Origin of the sequence: Bartonella sp. MR110HLJHH (assembly GCF_042194225.1) — a bacterium.
Lineage (GTDB): Bacteria > Pseudomonadota > Alphaproteobacteria > Rhizobiales > Rhizobiaceae > Bartonella > Bartonella grahamii.
The window spans coordinates 30,984-57,260 of sequence record NZ_JBHIMQ010000001.1 but is presented as its reverse complement, the minus strand read 5'-3'; the positions used below and the strand labels follow the sequence as shown (position 1 = coordinate 57,260).

General features: G+C 39.2%; 19 protein-coding genes. 14 read left to right on the top strand and 5 right to left on the bottom strand.

The window, feature by feature from the left end; translation table 11 throughout:
- Positions 1-28: 28 nt before the first annotated feature.
- The 5 genes from argH to ACFIKB_RS00215 all read left to right on the top strand — a co-directional run bounded on the left by argH (position 29) and on the right by ACFIKB_RS00215 (position 6,483).
- A complete protein-coding gene (gene argH, locus ACFIKB_RS00235; protein WP_375644329.1) occupies positions 29-1,429 on the top strand; it encodes an argininosuccinate lyase in 1,401 nt (466 codons plus the stop codon).
- A gap of 51 nt (positions 1,430-1,480) precedes the next feature.
- Complete coding sequence (locus ACFIKB_RS00230; RefSeq protein ID WP_375635319.1) at positions 1,481-1,660, top strand: LPS translocon maturation chaperone LptM; 180 nt, start codon at positions 1,481-1,483, stop codon at positions 1,658-1,660.
- 9 nt (positions 1,661-1,669) lie between these two features.
- Positions 1,670-2,944 (top strand): diaminopimelate decarboxylase, encoded by a 1,275-nt coding sequence (gene lysA / locus ACFIKB_RS00225; RefSeq protein ID WP_375644328.1) that lies wholly within the window; start codon positions 1,670-1,672, stop codon positions 2,942-2,944.
- A gap of 116 nt (positions 2,945-3,060) precedes the next feature.
- Positions 3,061-5,490: a TIGR02302 family protein gene (locus tag ACFIKB_RS00220; protein ID WP_375652528.1), complete on the top strand. Its 2,430-nt coding sequence runs from the start codon at positions 3,061-3,063 to the stop codon at positions 5,488-5,490.
- Between the two features lie 222 nt (positions 5,491-5,712).
- Positions 5,713-6,483 carry a class I SAM-dependent methyltransferase gene (locus tag ACFIKB_RS00215; RefSeq protein ID WP_375635316.1) on the top strand — a complete coding sequence of 257 codons (771 nt, stop codon included), beginning with the start codon at positions 5,713-5,715 and terminating at the stop codon, positions 6,481-6,483.
- Positions 6,484-6,626: 143 nt separating this feature from the next.
- Here ACFIKB_RS00215 and ACFIKB_RS00210 read toward each other — a convergent pair whose 3' ends face one another.
- The 3 genes from ACFIKB_RS00210 to tsaD all read right to left on the bottom strand — a co-directional run bounded on the left by ACFIKB_RS00210 (position 6,627) and on the right by tsaD (position 10,241).
- Positions 6,627-7,307, bottom strand: coding sequence for a response regulator transcription factor (locus tag ACFIKB_RS00210; RefSeq protein ID WP_375644326.1), 681 nt, complete (start codon positions 7,305-7,307; stop codon positions 6,627-6,629).
- 793 nt (positions 7,308-8,100) lie between these two features.
- Complete coding sequence (locus tag ACFIKB_RS00205) at positions 8,101-8,535, bottom strand: EVE domain-containing protein (protein WP_375635314.1); 435 nt, start codon at positions 8,533-8,535, stop codon at positions 8,101-8,103.
- A gap of 611 nt (positions 8,536-9,146) precedes the next feature.
- Complete coding sequence (gene tsaD / locus ACFIKB_RS00200) at positions 9,147-10,241, bottom strand: tRNA (adenosine(37)-N6)-threonylcarbamoyltransferase complex transferase subunit TsaD (protein ID WP_375646903.1); 1,095 nt, start codon at positions 10,239-10,241, stop codon at positions 9,147-9,149.
- A 385-nt stretch (positions 10,242-10,626) separates the two neighbouring features.
- Between tsaD and ACFIKB_RS00195 the strand changes: the two genes are divergently transcribed.
- The 4 genes from ACFIKB_RS00195 to ACFIKB_RS00180 all read left to right on the top strand — a co-directional run bounded on the left by ACFIKB_RS00195 (position 10,627) and on the right by ACFIKB_RS00180 (position 15,752).
- Positions 10,627-11,811 carry a mitofilin family membrane protein gene (locus ACFIKB_RS00195; protein WP_375646902.1) on the top strand — a complete coding sequence of 395 codons (1,185 nt, stop codon included), beginning with the start codon at positions 10,627-10,629 and terminating at the stop codon, positions 11,809-11,811.
- 11 nt (positions 11,812-11,822) lie between these two features.
- Positions 11,823-13,382 carry a heme biosynthesis protein HemY gene (locus ACFIKB_RS00190; protein WP_375652527.1) on the top strand — a complete coding sequence of 520 codons (1,560 nt, stop codon included), beginning with the start codon at positions 11,823-11,825 and terminating at the stop codon, positions 13,380-13,382.
- Between the two features lie 145 nt (positions 13,383-13,527).
- Positions 13,528-14,274 (top strand): glutamine amidotransferase, encoded by a 747-nt coding sequence (locus ACFIKB_RS00185; protein ID WP_375635311.1) that lies wholly within the window; start codon positions 13,528-13,530, stop codon positions 14,272-14,274.
- 422 nt (positions 14,275-14,696) lie between these two features.
- Entirely contained in the window at positions 14,697-15,752 is a 1,056-nt protein-coding gene (locus ACFIKB_RS00180) for a DUF2125 domain-containing protein (RefSeq protein WP_375652668.1), read from the top strand.
- Between the two features lie 860 nt (positions 15,753-16,612).
- On the opposite strand, the gene ACFIKB_RS00175 is transcribed toward ACFIKB_RS00180, so the two are convergent.
- Entirely contained in the window at positions 16,613-21,322 is a 4,710-nt protein-coding gene (locus ACFIKB_RS00175; protein WP_375652525.1) for an NAD-glutamate dehydrogenase, read from the bottom strand.
- 270 nt (positions 21,323-21,592) lie between these two features.
- On the opposite strand from ACFIKB_RS00175, the gene ACFIKB_RS00170 reads away from it, so the two are divergent.
- The 4 genes from ACFIKB_RS00170 (at position 21,593) to rpsP (ending at position 24,793) form a co-directional block, all read left to right on the top strand.
- Positions 21,593-22,249: a carbonic anhydrase gene (locus ACFIKB_RS00170; protein ID WP_208439374.1), complete on the top strand. Its 657-nt coding sequence runs from the start codon at positions 21,593-21,595 to the stop codon at positions 22,247-22,249.
- A gap of 230 nt (positions 22,250-22,479) precedes the next feature.
- Positions 22,480-24,048, top strand: coding sequence for a signal recognition particle protein (ffh, locus tag ACFIKB_RS00165; RefSeq protein ID WP_375635463.1), 1,569 nt, complete (start codon positions 22,480-22,482; stop codon positions 24,046-24,048).
- Positions 24,049-24,072: 24 nt separating this feature from the next.
- Complete coding sequence (locus ACFIKB_RS00160; protein ID WP_273787741.1) at positions 24,073-24,402, top strand: chorismate mutase; 330 nt, start codon at positions 24,073-24,075, stop codon at positions 24,400-24,402.
- A 16-nt stretch (positions 24,403-24,418) separates the two neighbouring features.
- A complete protein-coding gene (gene rpsP, locus ACFIKB_RS00155; protein ID WP_273787601.1) occupies positions 24,419-24,793 on the top strand; it encodes a 30S ribosomal protein S16 in 375 nt (124 codons plus the stop codon).
- Positions 24,794-24,929: 136 nt separating this feature from the next.
- On the opposite strand, the gene ACFIKB_RS00150 is transcribed toward rpsP, so the two are convergent.
- Entirely contained in the window at positions 24,930-25,145 is a 216-nt protein-coding gene (locus tag ACFIKB_RS00150; RefSeq protein WP_375644324.1) for a DUF1674 domain-containing protein, read from the bottom strand.
- An 83-nt stretch (positions 25,146-25,228) separates the two neighbouring features.
- On the opposite strand from ACFIKB_RS00150, the gene htpX reads away from it, so the two are divergent.
- Complete coding sequence (gene htpX / locus ACFIKB_RS00145) at positions 25,229-26,275, top strand: zinc metalloprotease HtpX (protein ID WP_375644323.1); 1,047 nt, start codon at positions 25,229-25,231, stop codon at positions 26,273-26,275.
- The last annotated feature ends 2 nt before the right edge of the window (positions 26,276-26,277 follow it).

Below are 26,277 nucleotides of genomic sequence, written 5' to 3'. Positions count from 1 at the left end.
TTGTCCTTTGTATGGGTGTTTTCAGAATATGACAGATGAGATGTTAAAGAACCAAATGTGGGGTGGTCGGTTTGCGGCAGGTCCTTCTGCAATTATGGAAGAAATTAATGCCTCAATTGATTTTGATCAAAAACTTTATCGACAAGATATTGAAGGTTCCCTTTCTCATGCGGCTATGTTAGCGCAAACGAAAATCATTTCACAATCAGATTATAAAAAAATTGTTCATGGTTTGAAACTTATTCGCCAAGAAATTGAAGACGGTAAATTTGTTTTTTCACGAAAGCTTGAAGATATTCATATGAATATTGAAGCGCGGCTGAGCGAATTGATTGGTCCTGTAGCAGGGCGTTTGCATACGGCGCGTTCACGCAATGATCAAGTTGCTGTTGATTTTCGCTTGTGGGTGCGTGAAGCAACGCAAAAGATAGCACAAGCTTTAAAAGGATTGATAGAGCAATTGCTTATTCGAGCAGAACAACATGTTGATACCTTTATGCCAGGCTTTACGCATTTACAATCAGCACAACCGGTAACATTTGGCCATTATATGATGGCTTATGTTGAAATGTTTGGTCGAGATTTATCGCGGATGCGTGATGCTCTTGAGCGAATGAATGAATCGCCTTTAGGGGCGGCTGCTTTAGCAGGGACAGGCTTTCCAATTGACCGTTTTATGACAGCAAAAGCGCTAGGCTTTCGAGAACCAACACGCAATTCGATTGATAGTGTTTCAGATCGTGATTTTGCATTGGAATTTTTAAGCGCTGGCGCTCTTTGTGCAACACATCTTTCACGTTTAGCAGAAGAAATAATTCTTTGGTCAAGTGAACAGTTTTATTTTATTCGTTTATCAGATGCTTTTTCAACTGGTTCGTCTATCATGCCGCAAAAGCGAAATCCTGATGCTGCCGAACTTGTGCGGGCTAAAGTAGGACGGTTGAATGGCGCATTAATGGGGCTGTTAACGGTGATGAAAGGGTTACCCCTTGCTTATTCGAAGGATATGCAAGAAGATAAGGAATATGTCTTTGATGGGGCTTTGAGTTTGGAATTATCACTAGCAGCAATGACAGGGATGATTGCTGATTTGAAAGTTAATAAAGAAGCTATGAAACAAGCCGCTGATTCTGGCTATGCAACTGCAACCGATTTTGCTGATTGGCTTGTACGCGAATCAGGGATTCCTTTTCGCGAAGCACATCATATTACAGGGCGTGCTGTGGCATTAGCAGAAAAAAAACAGTGTCGCCTTCAGGATTTATCATTGGATGAACTTCAAGCAATTTGTCCTAATATCAATGCGACACTTTTTGATGTTTTGACCGTTGAAAAATCTGTTGAAAGTCGCAAAAGCTTTGGGGGAACAGCACCTTCAGAGGTTCTTCGGCAAATTACGTATTGGAAAAAGCGTCTTGTGAGCGCTTGAGTGATTGTATTTTAAAGGTAAAAAAGAGATCGAGATGAGGAAAGAGGACAGATGAAAATTATATTAAAGGGGTTAATGATTGTCCTTTTAGGAGGCGTTTGTGTCGCTGGGTGTGGGCGTAAAGGGTCATTGGAAATGCCTCTTACAAGTGTGGAAAAGTCTGTGCAAGGAACATCTGTTACTCAAAGTGAAGGTGATAAACCTTTTATTCTTGATCGTTTGATAAAGTAGGAGGAAAGTGTGGATTTTTTCTCTTACCATCAAGGTATGCTTCATGCTGAGGGTTGTTCACTTGCTGTTCTTGCGCAGGAGGTGGGGACTCCTTTTTATTGTTATTCCGCCAATGCATTGGTTACACGTTTTAAAGACTATAAAAAGGCATTTCAAGGGATGCCTAGTCTGCTTGCTTATGCGGTTAAAGCCAATTCTAATCAAGCAGTTTTACGGCTTTTAGCGAACAATGGAGCGGGAGCTGATGTGGTTTCAGAAGGGGAATTACGGCGCGCCCTTGCTGTTGGTATTCCGGCACATCGTATTGTTTATTCTGGTGTTGGTAAAACCATGAGAGAGATAGATTTTGCTCTTGCTCAGGATATTTATTGTTTTAACGTTGAATCAGAGCCGGAACTTGAACAGTTATCTCAACGTGCTGTTGCGCTTTCAAAGATAGCACGTGTTTCATTGCGCATTAATCCAGATGTTGATGCGAAGACCCATAAGAAAATTACAACAGGAAAATCTGAAAATAAATTTGGTATTCCATTGTTGTTGGCAAGAGAGGCTTATAAAAAAGCGGACTCTTTACCTGGATTGCAGGTTTGCGGTATTGATATGCATATTGGCAGTCAGATTTGTGACTTAAAGCCATTTGAAGAGGCATTCCTTCTTATTGCAGATTGTGTGCGTCAATTGTGGAGCGATGGCTATGCAATAACGCATATAGATATCGGTGGTGGGCTTGGTATTGCCTATGGTTGTGAACAACATACTGTACCTTCTCCTTTTGATTATGCTGCGCTGGTAAAGAAATATATTGCTCCTTTAGGGATTAATATTGTTGTGGAGCCGGGGCGGAGCATTGTGGGTCAAGCTGGTGTACTGATGACATCTGTTCTCTATTTAAAAAGGGGACAAGGGCGGAATTTTGTTATTGTAGATGCGGCGATGAATGATCTGATGCGTCCAACGCTTTATGATGCTTGGCAAAATGTCGTCCTTGTGAAAAAAGCAGCAAAAGACGCTCCCCTTATTCGTGCAGATATTGTTGGTTCTGTTTGTGAGACTGGCGATTATTTAGCATTAGATCGTTACTTGCCGATTTTGGCACCCGGTGATCTTTTAGCAATTACGCAAGCTGGAGCTTATGGTGCTGTGATGGCGAGTACTTATAATAGCCGACTTTTGGTCCCAGAAGTTCTCGTTCAAGATACGTGTTATGCGGTTATTCGTCCACGTCTTGATTATGCTCAATTGATGGGATGTGATCATATTCCTGATTGGATTGAGAATTCTTAAGTGTTTTTGGTCTTATTTTTACTAAACTTTGATGAAACAATTTATTTTCTAGAAATTGTCTTGTATGGGGTTTATGATCTTAATGCACCACGATAAAAGGGGATAAATGCTTGTTTATGAAAAATAAAAACATCAAAGGCTTTGCAATGAAGCTTTTGTGTGTGCGCATTTTGATGTGGGGAATCCTTTCATTTGAACGGATGTGGGTACGGTTGTTGCCATTTTTCCTCGTTGTTAGTCTCTTTTGTTCGTTTAGCTGGTTGGGACTTTTTGGCATTTTGGGCTATTGGTCACATTTGCTCTTACTTGGGGTTATACTTGTTTGTGCTGGAGCGAGTTTATTTTTTCTTGTTCGTTTTCGGTTTCCCACAATACGGGAAGTGAATTGCCGTCTTGAACGCGTCAATGATCTTAGACATCAGCCTTTGAATATTCAGACAGATCGTTTATGTTCTGAAAATGATGAAGATTTTAGTGCTGTTATTTGGCGTGAACATCAACGCCGAATGGCAAAACAATTATACCATTTAAAAACTGGATTTATCTCTCTTAATAGTGCGGATTATGATCCTTTGGCTTTGAGGGCTTTGTGTGTTCTTCTTTTTGTTTGCGCTTTTAGTTTTTCTTTTGGTTCACAAGGGGGGCGTTTGGCTGATGCCTTTGATTTTCGTCCTGTTGTTGATGAAAAATTCATGCGGATTGATGCTTGGGTAACACCACCTGCTTATACCGGTGTGGCACCGATTTATTTGACAAAAGATGAGAAAACACAACTAGAAATCCCTGAAGGGAGTAATGTTGTTGTGCGTGTTGTCAATGGGGCTGGCGTTACAGTAAAAGCAAAGTCTGTAGAAGATGGGAGGGAAATTTCGTTTTCAGAGAAAACGGAACAAACAGCTTTGAATGATCCAATCGCTCATTTTGAAACACATTTAAATCATTCAATGAATTTATTTGTATCATCACGTCGTAAAAAACAGCAGTGGCATTTGCAGATGATCAAGGACACGCTTCCGACAATTCATTGGCTGGAAAAACCAGGGCGGATTTTAACGGGATCGTTAGAGTTACGATATGTGGTGGATGATGATTATGGTGTGACAAAGGCTTTTGTTGAAATAGAGCCTTTTCTTCCTCGGAATAAAAGTGCTTCTTCTCTTTATAATGCTCCGGAAATAGAGCTTCTTCTTCCGCGTGGTGGAAAGGGGAAAATGCGGATGGTGCAAGATATATCAGCGCATCCATGGGCGGGTTCGCAAGTCAAAATTACTTTGGTGGCAGAAGATGGTGCGGGGCAGAAAGGGCGTAGCAAAACTTTTGTTATGACATTACCGCAACACGTTTTTTCAAATCCTGTCGCGCGTGCGGTGAGTGAAACGCGTCGTTTATTAGCGCTTGATGCTTCTGCGAGAGAGCGTGTATTGGATATGCTTTCTGCTTTGCTTGTGCGTCCAGAAAGGGGGGTGCAAAATGTAATGCATTTTCTTGTTCTACAAAGTGCGTGGACAAGACTTTCTTTAGCACAAACAGAAGAGGATTTGCGTGGTGTGGTGGATTATTTATGGCAAATTGCTTTGGGTATTGAAGACAATCAGCTTGAATCCGTGCAAAAAAATTTAAAACAAGCACAAGCTGCTTTACGTGATGCATTGCGTTACGGTGCTTCAGCGGCAGAAATTGAACGCCTTATGGCAGATTTACGTCAAGCTATGGATGAGTATATTCGTGCTTTAGCTGAAAAAGCACCAGATAGTCAAGTTTCTAAAAATTCTAAAAGCTCAAAAAGCACCAATCTTTCTGAAGCTACACTACAAGAAAAGCTAAATTTAATTGAGGAAATGGCTAAAACGGGCTCTTCTTTAGCAGCTGAACAACTCTTGGCGGAAGTTGAACAGACGCTTGATCATTTGCATGTGCAAAAAGGCAATCAAAATGAGGGAGAAAAAAGCCAATCTGCACAAATGAAAGAAAAGATGGACCAGCTTGGAGATTTAATGCGTCGTCAGCAAGAAATTCTCAATGAAACACATCAGTTAGAGATGGAACAAAAACGCGGAGAAAATGTGCCGGAAACACAGAAAAAATCTTTAAAAAAACGTCAAGCTGAATTGCAGTCTGAATTATCAACATTAGAAAAAGAATTATCAGAACAAGGATTTGAAACAGGAGGCGCATTGAAAAGGGCAGAAGAAAAAATGAATTCTGCGGAAAATGCTCTTGATAATGGAAATCATCAGGTATCTATACAAAATCAGTCTGACGCTTTGGAATCTTTGAGGCAAGGTGCACAAAATGTTTTGAAAAAAATGCGCGAGACACTCAAAGAAACGGGAAATGATCAAAATGCTGATTCTGGTCCTAAAGATCCGTTAGGACGTCCACTTTCTTCAAAAACAGATGAAGGACAAGAAGGTGAGGCACTACCACAAAAAAGTGATCAAATGCGTACGCGGCAGATTTTGGATGAAATCCGCAAACGTCTTGGTAAAGAGCATATTCCAGAAGAAGAAAAAAACTATCTTGAAAGATTGCTTCATTTTAATTAACCAGTGTTGGCTTTTTTCTTAATTGATGTCAGAAACAGTGTATGAAGAACCTCTATGGGGTTCATCTCCAAGAAAATGATTAAAGCGCTTGTAACGCAATAATCATCCTTTTGTACTGATTTTTTAATCATTTAAGTTTAAAATATGAAATATTGAAATATTCGCTATTGCGGAAAAAGAGCAGAAGTCCATATAATTTGGGTATATGAAAATCTGTAATGTTTGGAATTTGTTTCTACATGGTATGTTGAATTGGATATCGTTACGCTGAAAGATTTTTATGCTTCTGCACTTGGGCTGCGTGTGCAAAAGACGCTGTGTGACCAATTGAATTTATGGTGGCCTAATCTTACGGATAAACGGATTATGGGGTTGGGTTATGCACTTCCTTATCTTTCTACATTGCGTGAACGTGCCCAACAATGTTTTGCTTTTATGCCAGCTTCCCAGGGTGCTTCGCCTTGGCCTTGTGCTGAGCAAGTTGCTACAGCGCTTGTTTTTGAAGAAGATTTGCCGCTTCCTGATGCGTCAGTTGATTGTATTTTATTGGTACATGCATTAGAATATACAGAAAATTCATTTGAAACGTTGAATGAAATATGGCGTGTTTTAGCACCCAATGGCCACTTGATCGTTATTGTACCTAATCGCTCTGGCTTTTGGGCGCGCAGTATTACTACGCCCTTTGGTTATGGCGAGCCTTATAGTCGGCAACAAATTACACGTTTGTTCGAAAAAACAAATTTTGTTTCTGGGCCAATACAAGAAATTGTACATTATATGCCCTCTACGGGTTATGTTTCGCGGTTGTTCTCATTTTTTTATGAGCCATTTGCACGCTATCTTTTGCCTTATTTTGGTGGACTCTTAATGTGTCAGGCACAAAAACGTGTTTATCAAGGTTTGCTGGTACAGCGTCGTCAATCGCGACGTGTTTTTATTCCTGCTTTATCACCACAAGTGCGAAATATTTTAATTTATAAAGATAATTAATCATTTTGCCATTGGCATAAGAATCGCAAATATAGAAGGCTTCCCTTATTTCAATTTTTGCACATTATATGTGAAGGTTTTTTCATCTCGTTTTTGTTTTCATTTAAGATATTAAAATTGTTTTTGAAATAGTAAATCTCGAATTAAAGATTTAAACGATAACCATTTTGATCTGTCATGAGAATTTGTGCATTGGAGGGATCTTTTTCGATTTTTTGTCGCAAACGATAGATATGGGTTTCTAAAGTATGGGTAACAATATTTTCATTATAACCCCAAACTTGTTCTAACAATGTTTCACGGCTGACAATTTTATCATTAGCATAATAGAGACATTTAAGAATTGCTGCTTCTTTTTCTGTGAGACAGATTTTATTGTTGCATTGATCAAGAAGAAGTTTTTGTCTTAGTTTAAAAGTATAGGGGCCAATATGAAAGGTTGCGTCTTCATTTTGTTCATATTGGCGCAACTGTGCTCGAATTCTCGCTAATAACACCGCAAAGCGAAAGGGTTTTGTCACATAATCATTGGCGCCTGTTTCAAGATCTAAAATATTATCGCAGTCTGTATCATGATTTGTTATCATGATAATGGGGGCACGAAATCCTTGGATGCGTAATTTTTTCACGGCTTTGAAACCATCAAGATCAGGAAGTTCAAGTCCCAAAATAGCGAGATCAATATTTTCTTCTTGGATTATTTTCATTCCCTCTTCTGCTGTTTTTGCTTGGAAAATTTCAAACTCTTGATGCATTTGCAATTGTTCTACTAAAATGGGGCGTAGATTATCGTCTTCAACAATTAAAAGAGTATAGTGGTTCATGTTTTTCCTTATAGGCATGTTGAGGCACTGATTGGTAAAGAGTAGTTTCATGAAAAATGAGATTTCATGCAAGAAAAATTAAAAGAGGAAAATTAAAAAAGAGTGTTTCTAAAAAATAAACTTTTATAATTTCTATGGTTGCTTGCCGAAAAGAAGGTATTTCCGTCTGCAGAGTATTTTACGTATTGGTTGGAAGCGTTTGTTTATGCTCTAGAACATGTTTTAGCCATTGAGTGTCATCATCTTTACGCTTATGGAGAAACAAAGCCGGCACTATTATACAGTTTGCCAGTTCGTGGGTGTTGCGGATAGTCCTTGGCACTTGAGACTCTTCATAAGAGGAATTTTTAGTCCTTTCTTTTACGTTTTTTATCCATACGGGACTTTTCCTGCTTGTAATGTGAAAGAAAATAGCTTTTGATTGATTTAATATAAACAGGTTGGGAATGAGAGAATCCTGCGGTATGAGGGGCTCTCATCCAACATGTAAAACAATGAACACTCAATATGATGCGTTTTTTAAGCGTGAAGATAACTGTGCAACACCTTACACATATGCACTGTTTAGGAGAATTTCACGGTTATTTTTATTGTTTTTTATCCACGTTCAGTTTTGTTTTTTCGTTGCATTTGTGTGCGAAGGGGTCTGTGTGTGATGTTCGTGGTGTTGCTTATTATAATCGTTGAGTAAGCTTTGTCTTTAGCAATGCCGAAAAGATGCATCATAAAGAGGTTTTTTATGCAATGCTATGAAGCATCTTTTTATATGAGCTAATGAATAAAAATTATTGTTTTAAGATAAAAGCATTTCCATCTTAAGGTTGCCCATCAAACAAACTTCTTTCCATTCATCTTCTGTCACGGGTTGCACTGATAAGCGGCTGGCATTAACCAGTACCATATTTGCTAGCTTGGGATTGGCTTTAATTTGTTTTAATGAAACAGGTGTTGGCATGTCACAAAGTGCGCGGATATCCACACATTCCCAGCGTGGATCAGAGCTTGTAGAATCAGGGTGTGCTTCAGCACATATTTCTACAATGCCTACAATTTCTAAACCTTTATTTGAGTGATAAAAAAAACCTTTATCGCCATATTTCATGGCGCGCATATTATTACGGGCTTGATAATTGCGTACACCATCCCATTGTTCGCCATCAGCTCCTTTTTTCTTTTGCATCTCCCATGACCATTTATGGGGTTCAGATTTAAAAAGCCAATAAGCCATGAGTTCTCCTTTTTCATAGACTGTTATGCATTCATCATGTGCATTTTTATAAGCATCTTTGTAACACCATCAACGATGATTTTTAAAATGGGGTAAAGAACGGGCATTATCTGTTTTTTCTTGTTTCAAAATAACGTGTAGCAGAGAAACGCGATTCATTGATATTTCATGTTGTATAAAGGTATTTTGCTTTTTGCTTATCTTTTCAGCTATGGTTTGAAATGCGGTCACTATAAGAGTTTTTTGGAGAAAATTAAGAAAATTGATTCTAAAAAGCTTCAAGATTACAACGGCAATGAAACAAATAGATGATCAAAGATGATGAGGTCAAAGAATGGCTTTCATATCTATACTTCGTGGGATAGAATAGATCTTATTATGCCATAAAATACCGTCACTTGAAGTGTAATGATATAAGGCAGTTTTTTGAAACATGAAATTTTTTAGAATGTGTGGTGCATATTTAGGTTTGCGTGTCGAGCTTTGGGTTAAGTGAATTGTGTGAGTGGGAAGCAGGTGGAATCCGCTCGATAGGGAATTCGGACTATCTACAGACCGGATTGAGTAGAAATCTTCGTTCTTTAAGATGTGTGTGGGGGGCGTCAGTTTTATTATGCTTTTGTTCCACGGCGTCCCATCCCGATCAAGGGCGTGGCTTTTTCATCTAATGGCCAGCGTGAACGGGGTGCAATGTCAAGAGAGCTTGTTTCTCCTCGTGCGAGTTTTTGTGCACCGGCAAAAGCAATCATTGCAGCATTATCGGTACACAAGGAAAGAGGAGGGGCTATAAATTCAAAACCATGTTGATGGGCAAGTTCTTGCAACGTAGAACGAATGGCTTGGTTTGCGGCAACACCGCCTGCGACAACCAAAGCAGGAGAACGCTTTCCTTGATTATGAGAGAGAGGATATTGGTGGGTAAAGTGTTGTAGGGCTAGGTGAATACGATCATGTACTGTATCGGTCACGGCGGCTTGAAAACTTGCGGCAATGTCAGCAATATCATTTTCTGTAAGAGGAGCTATGGCTGTTGCGGCTTGTCGAACAGCAGTTTTGAGTCCTGAAAAAGAAAAATCTAACCGTTTTTCACCTTTTAAAGGGCGTGGAAGGGGGATGCGATTTTTATCACCAAATAAAGCTGCTTTTTCAAGTGCTGGTCCACCAGGATAAGGAAGACCTAAAAGTTTTGCAGTTTTATCAAAGGCTTCTCCTAATGCATCATCAATGGTGGTTCCTAAACGTTGGTAGTTACCTACTCCATGAACAATGATTGTTTGTGTATGACCCCCTGAAACTAAAAGTAATAAATAAGGAAAGCTGACGTTGTGCGTTAACACAGCTGTTAAAGCATGTCCCTCTAAGTGATTTACCGCAATAAATGGTTTGCCAGTGGCAAGAGAGAGTGCTTTTGCGCTCATAACGCCTACCAACAATCCTCCTATCAAGCCTGGTCCACTGGTGGCTGCAATGCCATCAATATCTTTTAATTTTGTGTTTGCTTCTGTTAGTGCTTGCAGAATTAAATGATCAAGAACTTCAACATGGGCACGAGCAGCAATTTCAGGAACAACACCGCCGTAAGGTGCATGGTGATCAATTTGGCTCCAAACAACATTGGAAAGAATTCGGCTGTTTGATTCATTGTTATATTCAATGACAGCCGCTGCCGTTTCATCACAACTTGTTTCTATTCCCAGCAGACGCATTTTAAACAAAACCTTATATTGAAGCTTCTTTCCTGCGTGCGTACCATGAACAGAAAAAGATGCAAAGTATTTCTCTCAGAATTGATTTTTCTATGAAAAAATATGTGTTTTGGCATTTTCTTTGAATTTCATGATATTGTTGATTAAAAAATAAAGCTGTATTTTTGAGTATAAAATGCAAATGTGTTTTTTAAAACTTGTCTATTAAAGTCTATAATTGTAAATATTATTGAAAAAAATGAGATTTGGAAAATCTCTATAAAGTTATACTCTTTATAAAAAGAATGTAAAACAAACGAAGATATTTGAGAAAAGCTTCATTTTTAAAACTTTTTTCATTTTATTATTTTATCATTAAAAAAAGTGTGCACAAAAAGTGACAGAGATGGTCGATTCTTCAAAACCAAAAGTTAAAACACATTATGCTGGTACGCGCCGTAAGAAACCAGTTATTGAACATGAAGCTGTTCCCCATGATTCAGAGGAAAAAATCCACAATTCTGTAGAGTCTCATGCGCGAGAAAAACAGAATATGCAAGGTCAGGATAAAAGTAGCTCTCGTACAACTTGGCTTTTCTTGTCCTTTTCTGGGATTTTGGGGGGATTCATTGCTTTGGGAATTTTTATGGGGCTTCAATGGGCTGGTTTTTTTCCTTCTTCTTTTGTGGAAAATTCTGCTGGAGGGGAAAAAGCTTTGCAGATTGCTGAAGCCGCAAAAAGTCAAGGTGAAGACACAAAGGAACAATTGAGACGGGTGTTTCAAGAAATCGATGCGTTAAAAACAGAGTTTTCTTCTTTTTCATCACAACAGTTTAAAACAACGAAAAACGATGAATTATCGAAAGAAGAAATCAAAAAAGCTTTTGCGATTTTAGAGGAAAAAGTAAAAGCTCTTGAAGAAACTGTACAAACTTTTGTTAGAGAGTCGAAAGAGATAGAGACGGCTTTGTCTGTTGGGCAGAGCAATGCAAATGATCTTGCTGCGTTAAAACAACAGTTAGAAGCTATACAGGAAGAAACTGCTGTTAAAAATAGTGAGAAAAAAGAAATAGATACTGCGCTCTTTACTGCAATTAGTTCATTAAAAAATGCTATAGAGCGTGGTGGATCTTATAATAATGAATTAAAGCTGTTACAGCAATTATCGCCTTCGATTGATAGACTTGATGTGTTGCAAAAAACAGCTACTGTGGGTCTTCCAAGTTCAGCACAACTTTCTGTTGATTTTTCTCATGTTGCCGATGCAATTGTTGGTACGCAAAATATTGTTGCGTCAGATGCTGGTTTTTTTGACCGAATTTTAGCGTGGATAAAAGGGCTCATTGTTTCGCGACCGATTGGCAATGTTGAAGGGACGACGCTGGGGGCTATTGCGGCACGCATGGAAGTTGCCATTCAAGCTGGTGATTACGAAAAGGCTTTGAGCGAATGGCAATCATTGCCTCAAAGTGCAAAAGATGTTTCAATGGATTTTGTTAAGCAGCTTGAAAGACATATTGCTATTCAACAGTTGTTGCAGCAATTGTTATTGTCTGTGCAACAAGGATCTTTTAAGGCAACAAAGATGTAAATAGGCCCAAGATGATACGTGTTTTTATTTATATTTTTGTTGTTTGTATCCTCGGTTTAGCTTTCGCGTGGGTTGCTAATCACAATGGTATTTTTGTTCTTACATTTTTGCATTTCAGATTTTCTGCTTCATTGCTTACAGTGTTAAGTGTGCTTATTTTGCTTTTTGTAACGCTGGTGCTTTTATGGTGGTTATTGTCTTTCTTTTTTTCCTTACCGAGTGCTCTTTCCAATTATTTGTATAAACGCAATCAAAAGCGCGGTTATGAAGCTCTTTCAAAGGGGATTCTTGCAACTTTTGCTGGTGATAGTATGGTTGCGCAAAAAATGGAAGCACAGGTTGCTAAATATCTTGCAGGAAAACAAGAGCCATTGGTAAAACTCTTACAAGCGCAAACCTTGTCTTTACAAAATAACTCTGTTCGCGCCATCGGTCTTTATGAGGGGATGAGAAAGGAAGATTCGACAAAATTGGTTGGACTTTATGGTTTGTTTCGTGAAGCGATGAAGAGTAAAGCTTATGAGGCAGCGCAACAATATGCCGAAGAGGCGCTGACTTTATCGCCAGCACTTTTATGGGCGCATCAGGCGGTGCTTGATCGGTTAAGTACTGAGGGTAAATGGGATAAGGCACTTACTATTTTTGAAAGAGCGCAAAAAGCTCTTCCGCGTTCTGTTCGCGCGACTCCAGAGCGGCAGCATATACAGGTTTTACTATTAAGTGGGCAGGCACTTTCTTTGTTTGATACACATCCTGTACACGCACGTGAAGCCATTTTGAAAGCCCATAAATTGGCACCTGATTTTGTTCCAATAATAGTTATTGCTGCTGATATTCTTTATAAGTTAAATGAAACGCGTAAAGCGGATAAAATGATTATAGCGGCTTGGCAAAAGGATCCTCATCCTGATTTGGCGGCGCTTTATCTCGAAAGAGAAGAAGGAGCTATTGGGCGATTGAAAAGGGCTAGGACACTTGCTTCTTATAATAAAGATGCATTTGAATCGGCTTTCCTTGTTGCTAAAGCAGCTTTAGATGCTGGTGAAACAGCATTAGCGAGAGAGCAGGCAAAAAAAGCATTACAATGTCATCCACGGGAAAGTGTTTATTTATTGTTGGCAGATATTGAAGAGGCACAGGGAAACAATCAAGGTGCTGTGCGTCAATGGCTTTCTTTAGCACTTCGTGCTGAACGTGATCCAGTATGGATGTGTGATGGGTCCATTTTTTCTTCTTGGTTAGCGGTTTCTCCAATCAGTGGACGTTTGGGCGGTTTTGAATGGAAGGCGCCTCCCTGTATGCCTTCTCTCACATTAGAGGCGGACAATATTGTGCCGAAAAAGCAAGGCAAAGAGTATGTTATGGGAAAAAGTGATGGTGTTGAAGATAAGAAGCTTGAAAAATTAACACCCATAGACGATTCTCTTTTGCATAATGTGCAGGCGGAGAAACAAGATATAAAAGAACAAGATGTAAAAATGTTCAGTCAAACTCACTTAAATGTTGATGATCCAGGGGTGAAAACAGAAGAAGAAACATCTTTATCGAGGAAAAAATTTCGTTTATTTTAAATTGCGCCAATGTGATATATGAGTGTTTTCTCAGAAGAAATAATTAACCTAGAAGAAAAAACATCATTAGTCTTGTCCAATAAAATTATTCTCTTATGCTTTAAAAATGAAGTTTTGCTTAGTTGCAGAGGTGATTGGTTAAAAAATGTTTTTAAATCAGAGATGTCTTGATAAAAAACAAAAAAATAACAAACCAAGGATTGCTGTTGTTATTCATCGGCGGTCTACCTATACTGGTCGTTTAGGAAAATTTTTACAACAAAATGGTTTTGTTCTTGATATTTATCGTCCTATTTTTGGACAAAAACTCCCTGATACATTAGAGCATTATGCCGGTGTTGTTATTTTAGGGGGACCGATGAGTGTGAATGACAGCGAAGCCTATATTGGTGAGGAAATTGATTGGATTTCGTTATCACTAAAGGAAAATAAGCCTTTTTTGGGTATTTGTCTTGGAGCACAAATGTTAGCGCGAAATCTAGGGGGGCGCGTTGGTACAAGAAGTGATGGGACTGTTGAAGTCGGCTGGTATCCACTAGAAGCAACCCCTCAAGGGAAGGAATTGATGAATTGGCCAGAAATGGTCTACCATTTCCATGAGGAAGGTATTTATGATTTACCGAAAGAGGCAATGCTTTTGGCAACAGGGCATACATATCCTACACAAGCTTTTCGTTATGGAAACAATGCATGGGGTTTGCAATTTCATGCTGAGTTTACACGTGCTATGATGCGGCGTTTGGTCGTGCGTTCGGCACATAAATTGACTGAAAAAGGTGCTCAACCTGCTTGTGCACATTTGAAAGGTCGTTTAATTTATGATCAAGCTTTAAGCCAATGGTTTGAAGGTGCATTACGACAGATTTTTTGTGTACCGCCCGCATTTGTGTGAGTGTTAGAAACACTATTCATTATCGTTCTTGTTGTGCTGTAAAACAGTATCGTTTAAGGTAGAGATAGAAAACTCATGTAAAACTTTACACATGAGGTATTTTTTGTTAGAAAGTGTAACGGATTTTCTTAAAAAGATCTTGGTGGGTGGACTTATGAGATACTGTACTTTAGAACGATGTATAGGAACTCCTTGAAGTGATCAGTAGATAAAATCCGGTCGATTAAGAAGTTGGATTGTTTATAAACTGACTGTGGTTAAGAATCTTTGTCCTTTTTAGGGTGGGGAGGAAGTTAAGAGATAAAGAAAGTTTTAATGTTGTCTAAATCCTTTCAAATACCGTCATCACAAAAGAGATTTTCTTTGAGCTATTTAATTTGTGGGCTCGTTTGTCTTGCTCTGATATTTATTTATAGCGCACTCTGGTTTTTTTTTCACGTAAAATAGAAGAGCAAGTTTCTGATATATTTGCAAAAGCGTCTTCCTATAATATGGTGGCGGTATGTGAGAATGTGCGCAAGGATGGTTATCCTTTACGTATCGGTGTTGTTTGCGACAATTTTCAATTTTCTTGGCCTTTACATGGGGTTTCTTTATCGACGGGGCGTTTGACGGCTGGTGCACCAATTTATGCACCTCATTTGGTCGAGTTTAATGTTCATTCTCCTGCATCCATTGTTTTTTCCGGACAAACTTCTATAGTATCGCGTTGGCGCAATTTGGTTATTGAAACAGAACCTTATTGGAAAACAGGTAAAACATTGAAGTTTATAGCTGAAGGGCTTGAAATTTCACCACTTTCCTCTTCCCTTGAAGATAAAAAACCTCAAGAAGCATTAGGAGCACAAACAACAGATAAAAAAACGACACAGGAAAATGTAGAAGATCAGGCATCTTTGCAAAATACGCATGACATGATTACTCAGCCGTTAGAGACAAAAGATACGCCTCAAAAAATAACGGCAGAATTTTTGCGCTTTGATCTGAAACATGAAAATAATGATTTATTGGGAAATATAACTTTTGACGGTTTTGATGTTTCTCTGGTTTTTACATCTTCTTTTGTTGATGTCCCAAAAATTGATGGTAACTTGAAAGTGATTTTAAATGACATCCCTTTTTTGTCTGAAGATGAAGGAAAAAATTGGCAACAGCGACTGTATGGAAAAAGTGGGCTTTTAAAGCAAGGTGAATTGACTTTTCATACAGGCGGTGGGTTACGTATTAGTGGACCTTTTTCTTTTGATGAAGAAGGATATTTGACAGCAGAATTCGAACTTGTCCATATTCAGCCCATGAAGCTTCTTAACACTTTGCAGCGCTTATTTCCCGCGCAGGACAATAATCTTCAAGCGTTATTTTTTATTTTGGGTGCACTGCCTAAAAATGCCGATGGCGCTCCCGTTCTCCCCTTGCTCATTAACAATGGGTGGGTAAAATTAGGTTTTTTAAAACTTGGTCGTCTCGCTCCACTTTAGGTTTTATACCCAAGCCTTTTTTTATTTTTACCACCAAATTTCGATTTTTTCTGATTTTCACACTTTTTTGCAATTTTAGAGTGTCAAAATCTATTTTAACAAAATGCGTATTTAATGGTAAAAAATAGCTGTAAAAATAAAAAATTACCACTTACTCCTAACTAATCCCACCTCTTTTCACTTAGTACAAAATCTTATGTCAAACTACATATAGCAACAGTGTTTGTGTGGAAAAAGTGGCATTTTAAAGTATGCTGAATTGCCTTTTTATACAGGTAGTGTGGTGCCGTGTTAGGAACCTTTTTTCTTTATGTATGGAATTTGAGTATATTGCATATGTCTGTTTAGGGTGACCTTTGAAATAGGTAAAACAGCCTAGTTGGATGAGAATATGAAGTTGTAAAGGGGAAAATGGACGTCCATCTTTTCATTTATGGAGTAAGAAGCTAAGGGGGGCACCATCATATTTATATTTTCCCACTCCTAATGTTTATACAGCTTTTGGCATTTGAGGTGGTTTATGAGGGGCATTTAGTTCTTTCTTTAATATTTTTTATCTATACGGTTTTCCCATTTGCAATATGCAAGGGGAAATGCGTTTAGTTGATTGAATATAAACAGATTTGAAATGAGACAAACTTAGAATATCAGCTTCTCCTTCAACATAAAAATAATAAAATTATGATTGTAAATCAATATATTATATTTTTATGTTGAAGGATGTTTGACAGTAAAATTTGAATTTATTTTTTATTTTAAGTGCTTTGTCTAAAAATGCGGGATAGCGCTTCCGTTCTTTCCTTACTGATTAGTCATGGATGGATAGAACGGGAGATTGAATGGGTCGTTTTGTATTTGCTTTAGGTTTGAAAGCCGGTATTTTGTAGTTGAGAAATCAATCCTGCTGCAAAAGTAAAACGAGAAATATTGAGATCATTTTCAATAAGGGCACTAATGTGGTTTGTAATTTTGTGAATATGATCTTCTTCTGTTTTTTTCCAAGTGTCAAAAGGATCTTTTTTCTTTCCATAATTTTTGAGGATTTTCATAACGATTTGCCGTAAGCTTTCAGAAACATTTTCTTTTGCTTGGCTTAAAGCCATACTATCATAATAATCTACTACAGGAATTATACGACTTGCTTCGTTAATGCGGTTTATACGAATGATTTGCGCAAGTGAAAAATAGATCTCTGCGGTTTTAATAAGATCACTGTTGCTTTTTTTTGCAATTAAAGAAATATCACAGATTGTTGAAGCAGCTTCTAAGAGAGCTAATTGTTTCGCTAATGCTTTTGGTGCTCCCTCTTCGCTGTAGTGTAATGCTTTTTCTTCAATTTTTTGCTTAATATCGTTGTCGTGAGAATGCATAAGCTCTTGTTCAATAACGCTACGGGCTTGCTTTATTGTTTTTACAATTTCTTCTAATGGACGTGAGAGATCTATGTTGTGTAAACCCCAATTGGTTGTTTCAAAGAGCATTGGGGTCATTGCTGCGTAGAATTTGTTTTGGACAAGACCGGGTATTTTATTATCAAGCTTATCAATTTGCTCAGACAATTGAGGAATTTCAAAACCATCGCGAATGGCAATGAAAACGCGAATAATATTTTCAGCTTTTTGTTCTGTTGCATCGTGTAGTCTATTAACAAAAGTGGGGCCTCCACGATTTACAATATCGTTGGCAATCAGCGTTGCTATAATATTACGACGCAATTGATGGTTAATGACTTCCTTCTTAAAATTTTCTTGAATTTGTGTTGGAAAATAGTTCAGCAAGGTTGTATTGAAATAGTGATCATCAACAATGGGGCTATTAGCAATTTCTTCTTTTAAGGTTAATTTAGCATACGCAAAAATAACAGCGAGTTCTGGACGGAGAAGACCTTTGCCTTGGGTTGTTCTTTGTCGTAAAATTTGCTCATCAGGGAGTATTTCAACTCTACGATCTAGAAGCTTTTTTTGTTCTAAATCGTGCATAAAGCGTATTTGATAGGGCAAATCAGTAGTGCTTTGATTTTCCGCCAAAGAAAGAGCAAGGGGTTGTAGATAATTGTTGCGCAAGACGAGTTGCTCGACTTGAGGTGTCATTTTTTTCAAGAGCTTATTGCGTTCTTCGCGGGTTAATGTTTTGGCGCGTAGTGCTGATGCAAGAACAATTTTGAGATTGACCTCAATATCAGAACAATTCACACCAGCAGAATTATCAATGGCATCCGTATTGCATCGACCACCATTTAAGACATATTCAATCCGTCCACGTTGTGTAACACCAAGATTAGCCCCTTCGCCAATAATTTTTGCACGCACTTGCTCTCCGGTAATGCGTATCGCATCATTTGCACGATCACCTACTTGGGCATCATTTTCTGTTGCTGCGCGGATATAAGTACCAATGCCGCCGAACCATAAAAGATCAACAGGGGCTTTGAGAAGAGCAGAAATAATTTCAAAGGGTGTTCCTGTTTGTTTTTCAAAACCAATGGCTTGTGCTGCTTCAGGTGAGAGAGTAATGGTTTTTTCTTTTCGTGAGAAGATGCCACCGCCCTTTGATAATTTGCTTTGATCGTAATCTTGCCAGCTGGAGCGAGGAAGTTTAAAAAGGCGCATACGCTCTGCATAGCTTTCGTCTATGCTTGGATCTGGATCAATAAAGATATCGCGGTGATCAAAAGCGGCAATCAATTTTGTTTGTTTGGAAAGCAGCATCCCATTACCAAAGACATCGCCAGACATGTCTCCAACACCGACACAGGTGAAGGACGTTGTTTGAATATCCTGATTAAATGTTTCTCTAAAATGTCTTTTGACAGCTTCCCATGCACCTTTGGCTGTAATACCAATGGCTTTGTGGTCGTAACCTGCTGAGCCTCCAGAGGCAAAAGCATCATCGAGCCAAAAGTGATTTGCTTGGCTGATGGCGTTGGCGGTATCAGAAAAAGTTGCTGTTCCTTTGTCTGCTGCGACAACAAAATAGGGGTCAGGGTCATCATGACAGATGACATTGGGGGGAGAACTTATTTTGCCGTTAATCAGATTGTCTGTAATGGAGAGCAAAGCTGTGATAAAGTCTGTATAAGCTTGTCGTGCTGCTTCTACGATGAGAGCACGGTCATTTGTTTGGGGAAGCCGATGGGGATAGAAACCACCTTTTGCACCTGCAGGAACGATAACCGCATTTTTAACTTGTTGGGCTTTGACTAAGCTGAGGACTTCGGTGCGATAATCTAATGCACGGTCAGACCAACGGATTCCGCCACGAGCGATAGGTCCAAAACGCAAATGCACCCCTTCAACTTCCGGTCCATAAACAAAAATTTCTCGGTAAGGGCGTGGTTCAGGCAAACCCTCAATTTGGCGCGGATTTAATTTGGTGGCTAAAATACGCCGTGGACTTCCATCGTCAAGAGGCGTAAAGGCATTTGTTCGTAAACTCGCATCGATAAGGTTGCAATAACGGCGTAAGATGAGATCATCATCTAAACCAGATACTTTCCGTAATTTTTCTCCAATACGCTTTTGAATAACCTGTTGGCTTTTTTCCCGTTCTTTTTCTGTATGGCTTTGGTGAAATTTTAAATGAAATAAAGTATAAAGATCTTGGGTAATGTCAGGATAAGCATTTAAAGTTTGGGCAACGCGATCTTGCGAATAAGGAATACCAGCTTGCTGGAGATAGCGCCCATAATGGCGCAAAATAACAATTTCATACCAATCAAGTTCAGCTGTTTGGGTGAGCGCGTTAAAAGCGTCATTATCAGCATTTTGTGCCCAAATGGCCTCAAAGGTTTCGGCGTGTTTTTGACCGTTTTTTTCAAAATCGATACAGAGTTGGAAAGTGCTTTCTAGCTGCATATCATGAAGATACACAGAGTGCCCATAGCCATCTGGTAATTCAAGGGTTTGTTCAGCGATAACGCGAAATCCCATATTTTCAAGGAGTGGTACACGTTTGGAAAGGGCAAGAGCTTCATGGCGGTGAAAAAGCCGAAGAGAAATGGTACGTTTTTCTTTGTTTTGTGCGTGATAAAAGTTCACGAAAAGGGGCTTCTCATCATGAAGATTTAAAATATGTCCGGCATCGTTAATAGCGTCTTCAGCTGAAAATAAATCACGATAGCTGTTGGGGAATTCGCTGGCTAGACGTGTTTGTTGCTCTGTTGTTTTCTGAGCAAGAGCGATGGCTTGAACGCTGTCTTCCCAACTTCGTGCAATCGAACGTACATGTTGTTCAAGTGTGGAGCGCTCGTGAAGGGGAACAGTTTCGTTTCCTTTGCGATGGATGATATAATAGACACGTATAAGGGTGCTTTCCAAAAATAGCGGATAAGATTCAAAAAAGTCGCCTTTATAGAGCTCAACAAAATGTTCGCCAACTTTTTCACGCAGGCTGCTGCTATATTGGTCACGCGGTACGTAGACAAGGATAGAAACAAAGCGCCCAAAAGAATCAGTGTGGGCAAGAACCCGTAAACGTGGGCGCTCATCTAATTGTAGAATAAGTTTGGTGTTTTCTGTCAATGTATCAACATCAGAGCGAAACATTTCATCTCTTGGATAGGTTTCTAAAGCACTGATAAGTGCTTTTCCTGAATAATCGGCGTGATTGTGTCCAAGACGTTGAATAATAGTTTGGGCTTTTTCTTTTAAGAAAGGAATTTGCAAAATAGAACGTGTATAAGCTGAGGAAGTAAAAAGCCCTACAATGCGTAATTCTCCACAGAGTTGGTTTTTTTTATCAAAGATTTTAAGACCAATATAATCGAGCCAGACAGAACGGTGAATTTTGGAGCGGCTGTTAGCTTTTGTCACGATAAACAGATTATCGCTTTCCATGAAGGATAAAACTTCTTGAGGAGGTTCTTTCATACTTTCATCGTCAACAATATGAATAGAAGCATCCGTGAGTATACCAAGTTCAATATTACTCGCTGTAAAGGATTTTAGGGGTTTTTGGTCTTTGATGAAGTTGTAGGTGCGCATACCAAGGAAAATGAAATTATCGTCCATTAGCCAGTGAAGAAATTCAATAGCTTTTTCGCCTTCTTTTTTGTAGTGCGGGGGAAGACTTATTTGGTAGGCATGAATATGCTTTTTAACTTCTTCAAGCATAGGCTTCCAGTCTTGTACAGCAGCATTAACCTGTTCAAGAACTAAGGTGAGTTCATTTTCAAGTTTTTGTATTTGCTGTTTGTTTAATGACTCGATGTGAATTTGCATCAGACTGATGCGTTTTCCAGAAGCACAATCAAGAATAGGATGCGCAATCAAATAGATATGGTTTTTGTGTTGATTGAAAACATTTAAAATAGAATCGAGAAGGAAGGGTTTGTTATCATTGACAAGCGTGATAGCGGTTATAGGCTTGTTATTACGGGTCAAATTTTGTTCAAAGTAGATAGTATTTTTTCCCGTCTGATGGAGATTAAAAGCTTTTACTGCGACGGCTGCGGCTTTTTGAAGTTCTTTATTTTCGTAATAAACAATATCTTCTTCATCGGTTTGAGCAAAAAGGATTTGTTCTATTTTATCTTGGGTGTTTTTTGTTTCTGTTTTTTTTGGTTGCAACACATCCACTCTCCCTTTTTGCTCTTAGGGGTCTTCTCTTTATTGAAAGCTGACCATCATATTTTCGTATACTGTAACACCTTCTTCCTGAAGAAAACAGCTCTTTATTTGGAAAGAATGAGTTTGTTTTTGCTATTTTTTAGTAATAGTTTGTACTTTAAAGAAATATTTTGCGTCAGAGAAAGGGCATTTTTAGTATTTTTGTATGTTAATAGTTTGTTTTTTTAAATATACAAAATGTAAAGTAAAAAAAGAAGCAGAAGTAAAGAGAGAATGGCGCGTTTACCAGCAAGACTTTTAAGTGGTTACCAAAATTTTATAAACAATCATTTTTTATATAAAATAGCACATTATCAGCAATTGGCGATTGAAGGGCAGAAACCTGAAGTTTTGGTCATTGCTTGTTGTGATTCGCGTGCAGTGCCAGAAATGATTTTTGATGCTAAGCCAGGGGAAATCTTCACTTTGCGCAACGTGGCAAATGTGGTTCCTCCTTTTTCTCCTGATGATCAATATCACGCAACATCAGCAGCTCTTGAATATGCTGTGCAATTGCTCGAGGTGAAACATATTGTCGTTTTTGGTCATGCCCATTGTGGAGGCATTCGTACTGCTCTTAAGGAGACATGTAAATCTTTATCATCAAATGATTTTATTGGTCAATGGATAAGTCTCTTAGCACCAGCAGCAGAAATCGTTTTGAATAATAAGTCGCTGTCTTGGCCAGAAAAACAGACGGCATTAGAGCAGCTTTCTATTCGCCATTCGTTGAGAAATTTAGAGACGTTTCCGTGGATAAAGCTTCGCAAAGATCAAGGTTTTTTGACATTGCACGGGGTTTGGTTTGATATCTCTAGCGGGAAATTATGGAGTATGGAACAGGAAACAGGTTGTTTTATGCGTGTTGAAGTTGAAAGTTTTGAAGTATAGTATTTGCTGTTTTTATTTCTTCGTATAAAAAGACATTTTATGATAAAACTTGACAAAGCTGGGGTTTTATTGTTTGAAGGAGCAAGCTTTCAGTGACAAAATTAACTTGGAGCCACCGACTGAGACCCCAGTTTAAGGGTATAAAGAGATCTCAGAGGTCAACATCCGACGGCGCGATGCGTTCTCGGATGCTATTTTGGTTTGTTTGTTATGCAACAATGAGGTAAATGATGTTTGAATCCTTGCAAGAGCGACTTGGTTCTATCCTGTCTCATTTGACGGGACGTGGCGCTTTATCGGATCAGGATGTTGTAGAGGCGCTGCGTGAAATTCGTCGCGCTTTATTGGAAGCTGATGTTGCTCTTGATGTTGTACGCTCTTTTACCGATAGGGTTCGGGAAAAAGCCGTTGGGGCCGAAATCGTTAAATCAATTAAACCAGGCCAGATGGTGGTTAAAATTGTTCATGATGAATTGGTTCATATTCTTGGAAATGAAAGCGTTCTGAGTGATTTAAATGCACCAGCTCCAGTTGTTATCATGATGATTGGTTTGCAAGGTTCCGGAAAAACAACTACAACAGCAAAGCTTGCGAAACGGTTCACTGATAAGCACAATAAAAAAGTTCTTATGGCGTCATTAGATACACGTCGTCCCGCTGCACAGGAGCAGTTGCGCCAATTGGGAGAACAGGCGAAACTTGCAAGCTTGCCTATTATTGCGGGACAGCTGCCCGTTGATATTGCATCACGTGCCGTGCAGGCTGCTAAATTGGGTGGTTATGACGTGCTTCTTCTTGACACAGCAGGACGTAATCATATTGATGAAGCTTTGATGCTCGAATTGGCTGAAATTAAAGCATGTTCCCTTCCTCATGAAATTATGTTGGTGGCTGATAGTTTGACAGGGCAAGATGCCGTTCATCTTGCTCGTTCTTTTGATGAGCGTGTAGGGATTACAGGGATTATTTTAACACGTATGGATAGTGATGGGCGTGGTGGTGCTGCTCTTTCTATGCGTGCGGTTACAGGTAAACCAATTAAAGCAATTGGAACTGGTGAAAAAATAGATGCTTTAGAAGAGTTTCATCCCAGCCGTATTGCTGATCGTATTCTCGGAATGGGGGATATTGTTTCTTTGGTTGAAAAAGCTGCTGAAACAATGGATCATGAGAAAGCTGCTGCTTTTGCAAAAAAAATGCAAGCCGGAAAATTTGATCTGAATGATCTTGCAGAACAGTTGCAGAAAATGAAAAAACTGGGTGGAATGGGCGGTATTATGGGCATGTTGCCAGGAATGGGGAAGGTCAAAGAGCAGATTGCGGCTGCGGGGCTTGATGATCGTTTGTTTGATCGTCAATTGGCCATTATTTCATCTATGACACCGCAAGAGCGGGCGAATCCAGAGCTTTTAAAACATAGCCGCAAACAACGAATTGCTAAGGGATCTGGTACAACGGCAGCTGATATTAATAAACTTTTGAAAATGTATCGCCAAATGGCTGATATGATGAAAGCTATGGGTGGTAAAGGAAAAAGTGGTTTTATGGGAAAAATGTTGGGAGGACTTGGTTCCAAAATGGGTTTTGGTGGTATGGGAAATTTGGGGGGGGATTCTCCAGCTATGCCTGATTTGTCGGGATTGGATCTAAAGCAATTCTCAACACTTCAAAAGCAAATTGAAAATGGTAATGGAGGGAAGCTCTTGCCCGGACTTCCCAAGCGTGGACCTACATTTCCTGGTCTTTCCAATGACATTGCTGATAGGGGAAAATTTCCTCAGCATCCTAAGAAAAAATAAGATGTAAAGAGGGAAAGGAATATGATGCAGGAAACAGTATTAAACGAATTGGCACATTTACGAGCATCTATTGATAATTTTGATGCAACTTTGATTCATATCTTAGCAGAGCGTTTTCGTTGTACGAAAGCTGTTGGGCGCTTAAAAGCGCGTTATGATTTGCCTAAAGTAGATCCTCTGCGTGAGCAATATCAGGTAGAGCGTTTGCGGCAATTGGCTATAGATAGTCATCTTGATCCTGATTTTGCTGAAAGATTTTTAAAATTTATTATTAAAGAAGTTGTGCGTCATCATGAAGTTATTGCTGAAGAGCAAAAAACAAAAAAAGTTAATTTAAACGAAAGCCAGAGCTGACAATAGGAGATAAAATATGGCATTGAAAATTCGTTTGTCCCGTGGAGGTTCAAAAAAACGTCCTTACTATCATATCGTCGTTGCAGATGTTCGTAGTCCGCGCGATGGGCGGTTTCTTGAACGTGTTGGTGCATGGGATCCAATGTTGCCTAAAGATGGACCGAGGGTAAAACTTAATGAAGAACGTATCCAATATTGGCTTGGACAAGGGGCTCAACCAACAGATCGCGTTTTACGGTTTTTAGATGCAGCTGGCTTGAAAAAGCGTCCAACCCGTAATAATCCACATAAAGGTGAACCGGGTAAAAAAGCACAAGAACGTATAGCAGCAGCAAAGCAAGCGGCAGAAGAAGCAGCGGCAGCGGCTGAAGCAGAATCTGCTTCAGCATGAGAAGCATGATTGTTTAATCAACGTGTCTTTAAAAGCTTTAGAAAAATAAATATTATCCGTTTTTGTCTATCAAAAACGGATTTTCTTTAAAAAGCTGCTTGTTTAAACAGCGCTGGTTTTATAAAAATCAATGGTTTTAAAAGTCAATAGCGCGGCCTTTAATTTCCCAGTCTCCATAGCGGGAAGGGTCTTTGCCGCCGCGTCCGCCGTTTTCTAAAGGTTGTTCTTTTTTGGCTGCGTTTTTTCGCCTTTCTTCAGCTTCTTTAAGGGCGCGTTGTGCTGCGGGAGAAAGAGATTGCTGTTTAACAACAGTTGCATTTTTTTTGCTTGTTTTCTCATCTTTTTTATTCATTTTACACCTATTCCATTGAAGAAGCAGAAAGAAAACACCATCATATAATATTGATTGACTTTTATCATGGAGTTTTTTGAGTAATGAATATAATGCGTACAGCCATGCTTTTGGCTTTTTTAACTGCTCTCTTTATGGGAGTTGGTTATCTTGTTGGAGGGGGTGGTGGCATGGTCATTGCTCTTTTGATGGCAAGTGGTTTAAACTTTTTTTCTTATTGGAATTCGGATAAAATCGTTTTACGCATGTACGGGGCGCGTGAAGTTGATCAGCATTCAGCACCAGTTTATTATAAGATTGTAAGCGATTTAGCACAAAGGGCTTCTCTTCCTCAACCAAAGGTTTATGTTATTGAGAATGCACAGCCAAATGCTTTTGCGACGGGACGTAATCCGCAAAATGCTGCTGTTGCTGCAAGTACTGGGTTGTTAGAGCGGTTGAGTTCAGAGGAAATTGCCGGTGTTATGGCGCATGAGCTCGCACACATTGAGCATCGTGATACCTTAACAATGACTCTAACCGCAACGATTGCAGGGGCAATTTCAATGCTTGGTAATTTTGCTTTCTTTATGGGAGGACCGCGTAACTCTTCAGAAGATTCTCATGGCGCTGGGGCAATTGGAGGATTTATTGCACTGCTCGTGGCACCTTTTGCAGCAATGCTGGTGCAAATGGCGATTAGTCGTACGCGGGAATATGCTGCGGATCGGAGAGGGGCTGAAATATGTGGTAATCCTTTATGGTTGGCTTCGGCATTGCGTAAGATTGCTGATGGGGGACGTGGGGTATATAATGAAGAAGCAGAGCATAATCCAGCAACCGCGCATCTGTTTATTATTAATCCTTTGAGCGGTGAGGGAGCGGATAGTCTTTTTTCTACACATCCAGCAACTGCAAACCGTATTGCTGCTCTTTATCAGCAAGCAGAAGAGATGAAAGGGGCTCTTGCCAAAAGTGTGGGATGGAATAAAGAAGATACTATACATGAAAAAAGCAACGGGATGAACTATGGAGATTTTCATAGTGGTCGGGCTCATGCATTAGGTGAGCAAGAAAACAGTTCTTTTCAGCGTGTTACAAAACGTCCTTCTTGGCTTCGTTATGAAAATTCAAAAAGATCTCGTTCATAGAG